Source organism: Streptomyces coerulescens (assembly GCF_042657965.1).
Taxonomy (GTDB): Bacteria; Actinomycetota; Actinomycetes; order Streptomycetales; family Streptomycetaceae; genus Streptomyces; species Streptomyces coerulescens.
In genome coordinates, this window is sequence record NZ_JBHSKM010000008.1 from 434,474 (window position 1) to 447,973 (window position 13,500).

The 13,500-nt window shown below is 71.4% G+C and carries 13 protein-coding genes; 6 read left to right on the top strand and 7 right to left on the bottom strand.

The annotated features are described in order from the left end of the window. Positions 1-3: 3 nt before the first annotated feature. Together ACFPQ9_RS16275 and ACFPQ9_RS16280 are read right to left on the bottom strand one after the other, a co-directional pair. Positions 4-834 (bottom strand): nucleotidyl cyclase domain-containing protein, encoded by an 831-nt coding sequence (locus ACFPQ9_RS16275; protein WP_380853295.1) that lies wholly within the window; start codon positions 832-834, stop codon positions 4-6. Between the two features lie 187 nt (positions 835-1,021). Further along, positions 1,022-1,744 carry a Crp/Fnr family transcriptional regulator gene (locus tag ACFPQ9_RS16280; protein WP_380853297.1) on the bottom strand — a complete coding sequence of 241 codons (723 nt, stop codon included), beginning with the start codon at positions 1,742-1,744 and terminating at the stop codon, positions 1,022-1,024. Positions 1,745-2,316: 572 nt separating this feature from the next. On the opposite strand from ACFPQ9_RS16280, the gene ACFPQ9_RS44680 reads away from it, so the two are divergent. Both ACFPQ9_RS44680 and ACFPQ9_RS16295 read left to right on the top strand, forming a co-directional pair. Continuing rightward, a complete protein-coding gene (locus ACFPQ9_RS44680) occupies positions 2,317-3,618 on the top strand; it encodes an AfsR/SARP family transcriptional regulator (RefSeq protein WP_465269574.1) in 1,302 nt (433 codons plus the stop codon). After that, positions 3,593-4,126: a tetratricopeptide repeat protein gene (locus tag ACFPQ9_RS16295; RefSeq protein ID WP_380853922.1), complete on the top strand. Its 534-nt coding sequence runs from the start codon at positions 3,593-3,595 to the stop codon at positions 4,124-4,126. The genes ACFPQ9_RS44680 and ACFPQ9_RS16295 overlap by 26 nt, the downstream gene beginning before the upstream one ends. A 70-nt stretch (positions 4,127-4,196) precedes the next feature. Here the strand turns inward: ACFPQ9_RS16295 and ACFPQ9_RS16300 are convergent, their stop codons facing one another. From ACFPQ9_RS16300 to ACFPQ9_RS16320, 5 genes are all read right to left on the bottom strand, one after another. Beyond that, positions 4,197-5,186, bottom strand: a complete 990-nt coding sequence (locus ACFPQ9_RS16300; RefSeq protein ID WP_380853299.1) for a malate dehydrogenase — start codon at positions 5,184-5,186, stop codon at positions 4,197-4,199. A 379-nt stretch (positions 5,187-5,565) separates the two neighbouring features. Then, entirely contained in the window at positions 5,566-6,819 is a 1,254-nt protein-coding gene (locus ACFPQ9_RS16305) for a helix-turn-helix domain-containing protein (protein WP_380853301.1), read from the bottom strand. 439 nt (positions 6,820-7,258) lie between these two features. Further along, positions 7,259-7,759 carry a helix-turn-helix domain-containing protein gene (locus ACFPQ9_RS16310; protein WP_380853303.1) on the bottom strand — a complete coding sequence of 167 codons (501 nt, stop codon included), beginning with the start codon at positions 7,757-7,759 and terminating at the stop codon, positions 7,259-7,261. 209 nt (positions 7,760-7,968) lie between these two features. Next, a complete protein-coding gene (locus tag ACFPQ9_RS16315; protein WP_380853305.1) occupies positions 7,969-8,472 on the bottom strand; it encodes a DUF3017 domain-containing protein in 504 nt (167 codons plus the stop codon). Beyond that, positions 8,462-9,316, bottom strand: a complete 855-nt coding sequence (locus ACFPQ9_RS16320) for a bifunctional methylenetetrahydrofolate dehydrogenase/methenyltetrahydrofolate cyclohydrolase (protein ID WP_380853307.1) — start codon at positions 9,314-9,316, stop codon at positions 8,462-8,464. Before ACFPQ9_RS16320 ends, ACFPQ9_RS16315 begins: the two co-directional genes overlap by 11 nt. Positions 9,317-9,584: 268 nt before the next feature. On the opposite strand from ACFPQ9_RS16320, the gene ACFPQ9_RS16325 reads away from it, so the two are divergent. From ACFPQ9_RS16325 to ACFPQ9_RS16340, 4 genes are all read left to right on the top strand, one after another. After that, positions 9,585-10,196, top strand: a complete 612-nt coding sequence (locus ACFPQ9_RS16325) for a hypothetical protein (RefSeq protein ID WP_380853309.1) — start codon at positions 9,585-9,587, stop codon at positions 10,194-10,196. Between the two features lie 154 nt (positions 10,197-10,350). Next, positions 10,351-11,100, top strand: a complete 750-nt coding sequence (locus ACFPQ9_RS16330) for an FHA domain-containing protein (protein WP_380853311.1) — start codon at positions 10,351-10,353, stop codon at positions 11,098-11,100. Next, a complete protein-coding gene (locus tag ACFPQ9_RS16335) occupies positions 11,097-12,656 on the top strand; it encodes a protein kinase domain-containing protein (RefSeq protein WP_380853313.1) in 1,560 nt (519 codons plus the stop codon). The genes ACFPQ9_RS16330 and ACFPQ9_RS16335 overlap by 4 nt, the downstream gene beginning before the upstream one ends. A 179-nt stretch (positions 12,657-12,835) precedes the next feature. Further along, a complete protein-coding gene (locus ACFPQ9_RS16340; RefSeq protein WP_380853315.1) occupies positions 12,836-13,441 on the top strand; it encodes an ALF repeat-containing protein in 606 nt (201 codons plus the stop codon). Positions 13,442-13,500 lie beyond the last annotated feature (59 nt).

Sequence of the window (13,500 nt, forward strand, 5' to 3'; positions counted from 1 at the left end):
GGCTCAGCCCCTCCCCTGCTCGGTGGCCCGGTTGCCGGACCCGCCCATCTGCACGGTGCCGTGGTAGACGTTGTGTTCGTTGTGGAAGGCGTCGCGCCCGACGTCTTGCTGAATGCCGACGTGACCGGGCCGATGGCCGTCCATGTCCACGGCCTCGAAGTCGTCCTCGTCGCCTTCGTCGAGGTCGTCGGCGCCGGAGGGCGACGGGGTCGGTGTCGGTACGGGCGTGGCCTCGGGGATCACCGGGGCGGGCCGCCCGGGCAGCTGGAACCAGGCGGTGACCTCGCCCTCCTTGAGCTCCAGCCGGGCCGGGGCGTAGTGCGCCGGCTCGATGAACTTGCCGCCCGCGCTGACCACGTCCTCGTACAGGGACCGTGAGGTCACCAGCACGAGGTCCGCCTTCTCGGCGTCCAGCAGTCGCCTGGCGACGGAGGAGTCGGCCAGCCGGCAGGCGAGGTCGACGGCACGGCCGCTGATGCCCCGCTCGTCGTGCCGGACCGGGCCGACGTGCATGCCGATGCGCAGCCCGAGCGGGACGGCCAGGTCACGGTTCTCGTCCCGCAGCTTCTCGTGCACCTCGACCAGCCACAGCCCGAGCAGCCGGCTCGCCGCGATCCGCCCGGCGACCGACACCAGCACGCCGTCGCCGCGGTCCTCCAGGTGTACGGCGTCCCGCGCGACCTTGGCGTGGGTGAAGGCCGTCTCCAGCACCCGGTAGATCCGGGCGCGCATCCGCGCCTTGTCGACGTCGTCGTACTCGCCGGAGCGTCTGGCGTCGACGCTGATCACCAACTCGTAGTGCGCCTCGGTGAGTTCCGGTACGTCGTGGTTCACCCGTGCCCCCTGCATGATCTGTTCGCTTGCCGAAGAGGTGGTTCGTGCTGATGAGTGGCGCCGAGGAGCCTCGGCGACGACCGTCCGGACGGCCCGTGACGGGTCGTCGGCCAAAGGGTCCGTCCCCTCAGGGTCGGTGCCGGACGAAGAGGCGTCTGTAGCCGTTTACACACGGCGGGGCGTGGGTCTACTCCTGATGACCGTCCGCGAGGAGGGTGAGCAGCGCGGGGTCGAGGATCTCCACCATCCGGTTGCCGGTGCGCACGATGTTCTGGGTGCGCAGCAGCCGCAGGGCCTTGGCGACGGCCTCCCGGGTGGCCCCTATCGTGGCGGCCAGCTCGTCCTGGGCCAGCTGGACGACGGGGCCGGAGAGGGCGGTGCCGCTCGAAGCGGCGGCAGCGGGCGGGGCGTAGGGGCCGGAGGTGTCGGCTCCGGAGAGTTCGATGAGCCGGCCGGCCAGACGCTGGAGCACGGTGAGCGAGGCGAGTGCGGACCGCTCCTGGTCGGCGCTGCGGAGCCGGAAGGTGAGCTGGCGTATCACCAGACCGCTCACCCGCGGGTGCAGGGCGAGAAAGCGGCGGAACGCGTCCCCGGATATGACCTGGGCCTCTATGGGACCCAGCGCGCGCACGGTGGCGCTGCGGGGATGCTGGTCCAGCGCGGCCATCTCGCCCAGCAGTTCACCCGGGCCGCGCAGGCCGAGTATCAGCCGGGTGGCCCCACGGTCCGTGGCCACGGACACGGTCACCCACCCCCGAATGATGATCACGACGTGACTGGACCGGTCGCCCTCGGTGAGGAGATGGGCATCGGCCGGATATCGCTTGTGATGACCGAGGGCCATGACGCCCTCGTGCTCCTGGGGAGTCAGCGTCTGTGCGAACGCCAGCTCATTTCCGAGCAGCCCCATGGCCAGTCCCCCGCCGCAGTCCTGACGCCTGGATTTTCGATGGGTGTCGATGGTGGCAGGGCGAAGGTCCGGGCCGAGCGGATTGCGCCATACCAGGGGTACTGGCCGGTAGTTACGGAATGCCAGGTTGGTCGCCCCGTCACCGCACCCCTCCGCCGCACCCCGCCCCCCGGCGACCACGACGGATCGCGCCCGCCGCGCCCGCATCCGGGGGAACGACCGTGAGGTCAGACCCGACGCTCGAACAACGGGTCCTGCCGACGCCGGGATTCGGTCAGCGGATGGAGAGTTGGCGAAAACTCGGGTTTGGGCTGCAAGAGCGGTGATGGCGTGGTGGTGGCGAGGTGAGGGGACGGTGCGTCGGTCGGGGGGCGTGGGACAGGAAGGGTTCGAGACCTTCACGGCGGTGATCGGGTACACGGTGGGGCTCGTCTCGACGGTCGGGCTCGGGTTCACTGCCGTCAGCCTTCCGGGGCGGAGTCGCGGGAATGTTGAGGAAACCTGTACGCGCGGATCGCGCGCACTGGACCATGGCCGGTCGGACAGCAGGGCGGTGACGGAGGGACGGGCCGGTGGAGATCCGGTTGCTGGGGCCGGTGCAGGCGTGGGCGGACGGCTCGGAGGTCGGCCTCGGCCACCCGCGTCAGCGGTGTGTGCTGGCGGTGCTCCTGATGGAGGCCAACCGCCTCGTACCGATGGAGACGCTGATCGACCGGGTGTGGGGAGACGATCCACCGGCTTCGGCGCGCAACGTGGTCTACGGCTACATAGGCCGCCTCAGGGCCGCGCTCCGTGACTGCGGCCCGGCGGCGAGCGACGTGCGCCTGAACCGGGTGTCAGGGGGCTACGAGCTACGGGTGCCGGACGAGCGGGTGGACCTGTACCGGTTCCGCGACCTGATCGCCCGCGCCCGTGCAGCCGACGACGACCGTGCCGCCGAACTGCTGGAGCGAGCCCTGGAGTTGTGGCGCGGCGAGCCGCTGTCGGCGGTGACGGGCACCTGGGCGGAGGCGACCCGGGCCGGTCTCGTGCGGGAACGGCTCGACGCCTCGCTGCGGTATCACGAGACGCAGTTACGCCGGGCACGCCACGAGGAGGTCCTCCCCCGGCTGCGGGAACTGGCCGCCGCCCACCCGCTCGACGAACGCCTCGCCGGACTCCTGCTCACCGCCCTGTACCGGTGCGGTCTTGCGGCCGAGGCCCTCCTGCACCACGACGGCATCCGCAAGCGCCTGGCCGAGGACCTGGGCGTGGACCCCTCGCCCGAACTGCAGTCACTGCACCACCTCATCCTCACCAACGACCCGACGCTGGCCGCCCCCACCCCGAAACGCTCCGGTGTCCCCGCCGAACTGCCGCACGACGCCGCCGGTTTCGCGGGCCGCACCGACGAACTCGCCCGACTGCACGCGCTGCTCCCGCCCGAACAGGGCAACACGGTGGTCATCTCCGCGATCGGCGGCGCCGCCGGCATCGGCAAGACCGCGCTGGCGGTGCACTGGGCGCATCAGGTGCGCTCTCGCTTCCCCGACGGCCAGCTGTACGTCAACCTGCACGGCTTCGACCATGACAGGCCGCCCCTCACGGGGGGGGTTGGTCGTCCTCGGTGTGACCTGCCGGGACCTGGGTCGGCTGGACGAGGCCGCCGAACACCTCGAAACGGCCCTCGTCCGGAACCAGGAGATCGGCTGGAACGACCACAGCCTGGCGCTGCAGAACCTGGGCTGGGTGTACTGGGAACTCGGGAGACTCACCGAGGGTCTCAAGGCCCTCGGCCCTTGGGTCGACCCGTCGCGCAAGGGGGGCTACCGCAACGACCGCGCCATGATGCTGGACGCCGTCGCGAGGATGAACATCGAGCTCGGCCGCCATGACGAGGCGCTGGAACAGGCCGAGCGCGCCCTCGCCGCGGGACAGGACCGAGGGCGGCGCTGGATCCAGGCCGGCATCCTCAACACGATCGCCGCCGCCCACCGAGAGCGGGGCCACCTCGACCGCGCTCTGCGGGCGGGCAGTCGGGCGCTGGCCCTGGCCCGCGCGTCGGGATACCGGCGCACCGAGGCGGACTGCGTGCTGGGCGTGTCCGTCACCCATCGTCGGCTGGGCCGGTACGACGAGGCCCGCGCCCACGCCGAGGAAGCGCTGGGTCTGGCCCGCACCCATGCGTTCGGTGTGGTGGAGGGCCAGGCCCTGACCGCCCTGTCGGCAACGGCACAGCGGGAAGGGGCCGACGCCACGGCCGGAGAACTCGGCCATGAGGCCCTGGCCGTCCACCGCCGCACCGGCCACCGCCTCGGCGAGGCCCGCACGCTGCTGATCCTCGGTATGCGGCAGCAGGCCCTGGACATCTTCGCGGACGTCGGCGTGCCCGCGGCGGAGTAGAACGCCCGCGGGCCCCGCGCCGGAGGGAACCGGTGCGGAGCCCGCGGCCCGCTGCACTGCCGAGGTCGGCTCAGATGAGGCCGAGGCCGCGGACCGCCTCGCGCTCCTCCGCCAGCTCGGCGACGGAGGCGTCGATCCGGGCGCGGGAGAACTCGTTGATCTCCAGGCCCTGGACGATCTCGTACTTGCCGTCCTTGGTGGTGACGGGGAAGGAGGAGATGAGGCCCTCCGGCACGCCGTAGGAACCGTCGGACGGGATGCCCATGGAGACCCAGTCGCCGTCGGCGGTGCCGTTGACCCAGGTGTGGACGTGGTCGATGGCGGCGTTGGCGGCGGAGGCCGCGGACGAGGCGCCGCGGGCCTCGATGATCGCCGCGCCGCGCTTGGCGACGGTCGGGATGAAGTCCTCGGCGAGCCACTTCTCGTCGCTGACGACCTCGGCGGCGTTCTTGCCGGCGATGGTGGCGTGGAAGATGTCCGGGTACTGGGTGGCGGAGTGGTTGCCCCAGATCGTCAGACGCTTGATGTCGGCGACCGTCGAGCCCGTCTTCTTCGCGAGCTGGGTCAGCGCGCGGTTGTGGTCCAGGCGGGTCATCGCGGTGAAGCGCTCGGCCGGTACGTCCGGCGCGGCGGCCTGGGCGATGAGCGCGTTGGTGTTGGCCGGGTTGCCGACGACGAGGACCTTGATGTCGTCCGCGGCGTGGTCGTTGATGGCCTTGCCCTGGGGCTTGAAGATGCCGCCGTTGGCCTCCAGGAGGTCACCGCGCTCCATGCCCTTGGTGCGGGGGCGGGCGCCGACGAGGAGGGCGACGTTGGCGCCGTCGAAGGCGACGTTCGGGTCGTCGCTGATGTCGATGCCCTGAAGCAGCGGGAACGCGCAGTCGTCGAGCTCCATGGCCGTGCCCTCGGCCGCCTTGAGCGCCGGCGTGATCTCGAGAAGTCGCAGCCTGACCGGCACGTCCGCGCCGAGCAGCTGGCCGGAGGCGATGCGGAAGAGCAGGGCGTAGCCGATCTGGCCGGCCGCGCCGGTGACGGTGACGTTCACGGGAGTGCGGGTCATGGCGTTCTCCGTATGACAGCTGGCGGTGGGGCGTCTCTGCCCCCGGGGTGCGGGATGTAGAGATGATCGATCTCTTGGCGTCGAGAGATCCACCGGTCAGGCTATCGCGCCTCCGGGATCCCGCACGGCCGGGTCCGTGTGGCCCACCCCACAGAACGACCACGAGTGCCACAAAAGGGGGCGGCCGCCCGGTTCGGGAGAGGGAACCCGGGCGGCCGCCTGTGGGGGTACCGATGCCGGACTCCCGTGGGGGTACGGTGCGCGTGCCCACTTTGCGCCGCCGCACTCCTGCCCCACCGGAATTCTTTTCGCCCGGAACGAGAACGGTGACCGAAGGGGCCGCGCCCCCTCGGTCACCGTGCTGATCGGCCTCGTCGCGCTACTGCGTGCAGCCCTCAGGACCGGCGGCCAGCGTCGCGCAGGCGATGGCCTCGCCGGCGTCCTTCACGGCCACCATCGGCGTGTACGCGATCGTGTCGCCGGTGACCGTGATCGACCCGGTCTCCTTCGCCTTGCCTGCCGTCACGGCCACCTCGTCGCCCTGCGCGGCCTGCGTGATGCGTCCCCACGCGGCGCCGCAGGTCTCGCTGTAGCGCACCTCGACCACGGCCGTGCCGACGGTCGCGGTCTTGGCGGTGGTCACGAGGTCACCGCTGCATCCCATGGCCTCCGCGTCCTTGCCGGTGCAGGAGGCGCCGCTGCACTTCACACCGGCCGGCAGGTCGGTGTCGGCCGAGGCGGACGGCGAGGGCGACTTGGCGGCCTCCTCGTCCTTCTTGCCGCTGCCGCCGTCGGTGAAGTAGAACACCGCCGCGATCACGACGAGCACGCCGACGACGCCCGCGAGGAACATCGTCAGCCGGCGCTTCCCCCCGCCCCCGCCGGAGGACGCGGCACCCGGACGCGGCCCCTGCGGCGGCTCGCCGTACGGACTCGGCGTCCCCGGCGTCCACGCGGCTCCCGACTCCGCGGCGGACGGCCCGGACACACCCGACGTCCCGGACCTCCCCGTCGTGCGACCGCCGCTTCCCGTCGGCGACGGCCCTCGATACCCCGCCAGGCCCCACGAGTTGCCTCCGGAGTCCGCGCCGTCCCGGACGTCGTCCCCGCCGGTGCCCCGTACCGGAGCGTCGCGGACCGCGGAGTCGCGCGTCTCCGGCGCGGTGGGCTGCACCGGCACGGAGGGCGGCACGGTGGGTGCCACACCGGCCGGACCGGCCACCCCGGGCTTGGGCGCGGTCGTGGCGCTGCCGCCGCGGTGTGCGCCCTTGCCCGCCTTCGCGCTGCCCTTGGCGTTCGCCGGAGGCGCGCCGAACTCGCTCAGCGCCGCGCGGGCCTGGGAGATCCGGATCGCTTCCATCGTCATGTCGTGGCGCATCTCCGAGCGGCTCCAGGCACGCTCGGCGAGCTCCCACATCGTCGTCAGATGGACCGGATTCGTACCGGTGACCTCGGCGAGCGCCACGATCGCGCCCTTGGGCGCGAGCAGCCGCCCGTTCAGGTACCGCTCCCAGGACGTCTTGCTGTATCCCGTGCGGTCGGCCAGCGCCGCGATGCTCAGACCACTGCGGTCCACGAGCCGACGCAACTGGCTCGCGAACTCCCTGACCTGCGGATCGAGTTCATCCGGCAAGGCCCTCCAACGAGGCATTGCTTCCCCCCTCTTCCCCCCGGTTCGTGCTGGTGTTTCTCGCGTTTCCCCCGCGCGTGGTGCCCTCTGCCGAGTCCCCGATGTGGCTACCCACAGGGATGCGCCCAATAAGGATCTCAGTTCCCGGGGTGGGGGCGCACGGGAGCATTGGGACCGTGGGCATGCACCGTCGCACGCCCGTAGGACCGCGTCCAGTGTTCCACCGGCCTCCCTCGCCGGCAGACACAACCCTGGCAGTAAGCCCTTACACACCAGCGGGACGCCCCGGACGTCCCGATCGACCACGCTAGCCCGCTTACTGAACGAATTCCTGGCAAATCCGCGAACTTGTCAACACATCGACACACAGAAAGCACATAAAAGATCACTCACGCCACATGAACCGCATTCGGGCAAGTCGGACGCGTCCGTCCCGGGGGGCTCACCCCAGCGCGACCGCCCCGATCACGGCCGCCAGCACCAGCACCACGACGAGCACTACGGCCACCGTCAGCAGCCGGCGCGACGGCGGCTGCGACGCCTTCGGCGGCGCGTCCCACCAGGGCAGGGTGGGATCGTCCTCGTACTCGCCGTTCTCCTCGTTCTCGATCCCCGTACCGTCGACGGCCCGCGTCACGTCCTCGGACTTCTCCGGCACGGTGACCGGCTTCGGCCATGCCTGCACGGCCAGTTCCCACCGCACCCCGAAGCGTTCCGCCTCGTCCTTGTCGATCCCGGCGACGCGGCACAGCGCGACGACCGCCTGCCGGGGCGGGGGCTGGGTGGCGTTGAGGTAGCGCTGCCAGGAGGACTTGCTGTACGCGGTGCGCGCGCCCAGCGCGACCAGGCTCAGGCCCGTACGGTCCTTGAGCTGCCGCAACTGCTCCACGAAGTGCCGCACCTCCGACGGCAGATCGTCGGGCAGCGGCTGCCACGCACCCATCGCTCACCTCCGAACCGAACCCGATCGGGTGACGACATGACATGCCGCATTGGTTCCCCCGGCGTATCCGACGTAGCGGAACGGTCACTTCCGTGCCACAGCGCACTGACAGGCGTTGAACAGCGCCTTCGCCGTGCCCGAGGGTTGACGCAGACGGCGGTCCGTCCTTCCTCGGGGGAGAGGACGGGCCGCCGTCACACCGAACGCTTCTAGTTCTCCACCGTGAAGTGCAGCGCGTCCTTGAGGAACGGGACCTGCAGCCACGGCTTCGGCTGCGCCATCAGCGCCAGCAGCACGATCGTCAGGCCCAGTACGCCGTACGTCACTATGTCGGTGAATCGGGAGCGGACCGCGAGCATGCCGACGCTCGGCAGCAGCCAGCGCATCACCGCACCGGCCAGCAGGGCACCGCCGATGAACAGGGTGCCGACGCGGAACACATCGAGCGCGGTGATCAGCAGGCCGACCCCGACCAGTCCGAGGACGACGAGGACGGGCCACTGCCGGGCGGGCGCCGGCAGATCACCCGACGCCGCGCGACCGCCGCCCTCGGGACGTGCCGTGTCGCGGGTGAACAGCGGGAAGCGACGGGTGGTCCGCCGGGACCTGCCCTGCGCGTCGGGCGCGCTCACCGGATCCCGGACCTCGATGTCGTCGGTCACCTCGATGTCCTGGATCTCCTCCGCCTTTCCGGCGCCCGGCTCAGCCGACACCGCGCTCCGCCGCCTCGACCACGTTGACCAGCAGCTGCGCCCGGGTCATCGGGCCCACACCACCGGGGTTCGGGGAGATGAAGCCGGCCACCTCGGCGACACCGGGGTGGACGTCGCCCACGATCTTGCCCTCGGCGTTGCGCGAGACACCGACGTCGAGGACGGCCGCGCCGGGCTTGACGTCCTCGGGGCGGACCAGATGGGCCGAGCCCGCGGCGGCCACGATGATGTCGGCGCGGCGCAGGTGCGCGGCCAGGTCGCGGGTCCCGGTGTGGCACTGCGTGACCGTCGCGTTCTCGCTGCGCCGGGTCAGCAGCAGCGGCATCGGCCGGCCGATGGTGACACCGCGGCCGACGACCACGACCTCGGCGCCCTTGATCTCGACGCCGTACCGCCGCAGCAGGGTGAGGACGCCGTTGGGGGTGCAGGGCAGCGGGGCGGGTTCGTTCAGCACCAGCCGCCCGAGGTTCATCGGGTGCAGACCGTCGGCGTCCTTGTCCGGGTCCATCAGCTCCAGGATGCGGTTCTCGTCGATGCCCTTCGGCAGCGGCAGCTGGACGATGTAGCCGGTGCAGGCCGGGTCCTCGTTCAGCTCGCGGACGACGGCCTCGATCTCCTCCTGGGTCGCCGTGGCGGGCAGTTCGCGCTGGATGGAGGCGATGCCCACCTGGGCGCAGTCGCGGTGCTTGCCGGCGACGTACTTCTGGCTGCCGGGGTCGTCCCCGACCAGGATCGTGCCGAGTCCGGGCGTGACGCCCTTCTCCTTCAGCGCCGCCACGCGGGCGGTCAGGTCCGACTTGATCGCGGCTGCGGTGGCCTTGCCATCGAGAATCTGGGCGGTCATGACTCCCATCTTCCTGGATGACGCCCTCCCGGTTCCAATCCGGGTCCCACGTGGCCTCCGTCACCCCATCTGCGCCCGTATCCGCCCATGATCAGCGATGTTGCACTTGCACAACACATAGGGAATGCGGCTGGACAAGTAAGAGCCGACTAAAGAACGATGTGACTGCAGTGCCGCGGGCTGTACCGGGGGGACGAACCGCACCAGTCAACTCTCCTCCGCACCGTGCCGCGCGTCCCCGCACTCGGACAACGGAGGAAAGACCGCCATGAGTTTCGGCGACCCGAACAACCCCTACGGCCCGCCTCCCCAGGGCCAGCCCGGTTACCCGCCGCAGCAGCCGCAGGGCCAGCCCGGCTACGGCTACCCGCAGCAGCCCCAGGCGCCCGGCTACGGCTACCCGCAGGGTCAGCCGGCCTACCCCGGCTACCCGGGCGGCGCCATGATGCCGATGGAGATGCCGGGCCTGATGAAGACGGCCCGTGTCTTCCTCTTCATCCTCGCCGGCTTCCAGATCCTCGGCGGCCTCTTCGCGGGTATCGCCGTCGGCGCCCTCCAGGACGTCTCCAACGGTGTCGGCTCGGGTGACGACACCGACACCCTGGCCGGCCTCGGCTTCCTGCTCGCGGCTCTCTTCATCGGCCTGGGAGCACTCTCCATCTTCCTGGGCGTGAAGTTCAAGAACGGCGGCAGCGGCATCCGCGTCACCACGATCGTGTATGCCTCGCTGATGATCCTCGGCGGCCTCGTCAACACCGTGAACGGCGGGGGCGGCTCCTCCACCTTCGGCGGTCTGATCTCCCTCGCCATCGCCGGCATCATCCTCGCCTCGATGGTGAACAGCGCGGCGTCCGCGTGGTTCAGCCGCCCTCGCTACTGACGCACACCGGACCTTCACGGAAACCGCAGTAGCCGGGGCACAGTTTCACGCCAATCACCGCCGAGGGCCGTGTCTCACCTGTTCGAGGGGGACACGGCCCGGCCGCGTCCCCCTACCCTGACGTGGGTAGCCGTCAGGCACGGGGAGACGCACCTTGTACAGCATCATCGTGGTACCTCCGCCGACCACGGAGGACGAGAACCGACCCACCCAGCACCGGCTGGCGCCCGGCGAGCGGCTCGGCTTCGGGCGATCCGTTTCCGGCAACGGCCTCGCGATCACGCACGACGGGGTGTCCCGCAGAGCCGGTGTGATCACCGCGCAGGGCGCCTTCTGGATACTGAGCAACCTCAGCCGGGAGCAGACGTACGTCGTCGAGAACCCGGAAGGCGCGGGCGAGCACATCAAGGTGGGGCCGGGACGGCTGGACGCGCCGATCCCGTTCGAGTTCTCACGGATCGTGCTGCCCGCGGCCGGCGATCTGCTGGCGATCGAGGTGTGGGCGCCGCGCCACGACTACATCGGCTCCGAGGGCAGCCTGGACGGGGCGACCACCGCACCGGCCTTCTCCGTGGACCGTACGAAGCGGTACTTCGCGGTGCTCGCCGCCCTGTGCGAACCCCGTCTGCGCGGTGAACCGCACGCCGCGCTGCCCACCGTCGACCAGGTCGTGGACCGGCTGCGCCCCACGTGGCCTGCGGCGTCGCGCACCTCGGTGCAGTGGAACATCGACTACCTCGCCGTGAAACTGCGCCTCAAGCCCGGCCCGGAGACGGCGGACACCGGCCCGCGCCTCAACGGCAAGAAGGAGTCCCTGGTGTCGTTGGCGCTGCGGTTCGACCTCGTACGGGAGGACGACCTCGTCGTGCTCCGGGAGACCGCGACCGGCCGGGCCGCCCGGTGACCGAGCCCTACGCCGTACCCGTGCCCAGGGGGTACCGGGTGGGCGAGTGGGAGGTGCGGGAGCCGATCGCCACCGGGGCGTTCGGGAGCGTGTACGAGGGCAGACGCACCGGCGACGCCGAGGACCTGCCGCGGACCGCGGCCCTGAAGTTCCTGCCCACCGGCACCGGAACCCCCCGCCAACTCACCCACCTGCGCGAACTCGTCGAGCGCGAGGTCGAGTTGCACCGCCGGCTGAAGCAGCCGCGGCTGATCCGGATGTACGACACCCTCGTCGTCGACGACCCGGCGCACCCCCCGCTCGACGGCGCCACCGTCCTGGTGCTGGAGAAGGCGCAGGGCTCGCTCGCCGCACTGCTGGCGGCCGACCCGACCCCCGCCGCCGGTCCCGCCCTGCTCGCACAGATCTGTGAAGGGCTGGCGCAGCTGCATCACGCGGGCTGGGTGCACGGCGACCTCAAACCGGCCAATGTGCTGCTGATGGCGGACGGTTCGGCCCGGCTCGCGGACTTCAACATGGCGGCCGAACTGGAGGGCACCCACGCGTACACGCCCGCGTTCTCCACCCCCGACTACACGCCGCCGGAGCTGCTGTGGTCGGAGATCGGCGAGCGGGGCCGCCGTATCCGCCCGTCGGCGGACGTCTGGGCCTTCGGGGTCCTGGCGCATCTCCTGCTGACCGGCTCCTTCCCGCTGCCCGGCGGCACCCCGACGGCCCGCCGCGACGCGGCCGCCGCCTATGCGCGCGGCACCGACGACCTGCGGCTGTCCCCCGAACTCCCGGACGTCTGGCGGGAGATCGTCCGCGACTGTCTGTCCCGTACGCACGAAGCCCGCGTCGGCACCCAGGACCTGCTGCGCCGGGTCGAGGCCGCGGCCGGCACCGCCCGCTCGCCCCGCCTGCCCCGGGCACTCCTGTCGCGCCGCCGCTCCCGCCGTACGTCGGTGCTGGCCGCCGCGGCAGCCGTGGTGGCGATGTCCGCGCTCGGCTACGGCATCAACACCTGGGCCGACACCGGTGGCACGGGCGGCGAGACCGAGAAGGTGACGCCCGCGACCTACGGCGCCGCCGAACTCCGTACGGACAAGGGCATCCCGGCTGCCTACCGGCGCCTCATCGTCGACTCGGCGCACGACTGCGTCCAGCGGGAGGTCACTCCCGCGCTGATCGCCGCCCTGCTGAAGGCGGAGAGCAACTTCGACCCGGACCTGTCCGACCCGTCCGCGGGCAAGGAGGGCGAGTACGGCATCGCCCGCTGGACGCCGAGCCTGCTGCGCTGGTGGATCCGTTCGGACGGCGTCGCCGCGGAGGAGACTCCCCGGCCGCCCCTCACCCCGGCCGAGTCCATCCCGGCCGTGGGCCGCTACCTCTGCTACATGGAACCGCGCCTGCGCCCGAGCGGTCTGTCCGGCGACCGCCGGGTCCTGCTGGCGGCCGCCTACCGCACCTCGACCAAGGTCGTGAACAACGCGGGCGGAGTTCCCCCGAAGTACCGCGACTACGCCGCCCGCGTCGCCCACTACCTCAAGGAGTACACGCCGCCCGGCAAGAAGTGACCCTGAGAGTTCCGAGGTTGCCGCGACGCGCCGATGGTTCGACTGCCAGGGCCCGGCAACCGCGCCTGGTTGAAGGGTGCTTGCTTATTACGGTGATCGCGGCCGGGGATGGCGGGAAGATACACGCACCCGCACATGCCGCGGATCGCCGCGCATGCCGCAGACAAGGAAGGTTCCACGTGAGACCTGCCCGTGCCGCCCTGACCCTCGTGGCCACCGCCCTGGCCCCGGCCCTCCTGCTGGCCACCCCGGCCTTCGCCGCCGGCGCGGCGTCGGCGCCCGCCACCACCGTGGCGGCAGCCGCCGCGACAGCCGCCGCGACCGGCGTCGACGACATGTCCGACGACGACGTCCGCGTCGCGATCATGCGCATCATCGGCGACCCGGACACGGGCAGGGCCGTCTACGCCGCCGCGCAGAAGGCCATGGACGGCACGATCGAGGATCAGCGGTACTTCCTGGAGACGGGACGCTGGACAGCGCAGGCCGAGGACGACCGGGTCGCGATCCTCCGGATCCTCGGCTCCGCCGACCCGAAGACCGACAAGGCGGTCATCCGGGAGGCCAACGAAGCCCTCGACGCCGACACCCCGGAGGCCCTGCGCGCATTCCTGGAGACCGGCTACCGCCTGGCCGTCGCCGAGGACGACCGCGTCCGCGTCGCCCGCATCCTGGCCGACCCGACGATCAGCGACGCCCTGCGGGCGGCGGCGGAGACCGTGATCGACGGAACGCCGGAGGAACTGCGGTACTTCATCGAGGTCGGGCAGTACGAAGTCGACTAGAGCGACTTGACGAAGAGGGCTCGGACACGGGTGGGGAACACCAGTGCCGGGCCCTCTGG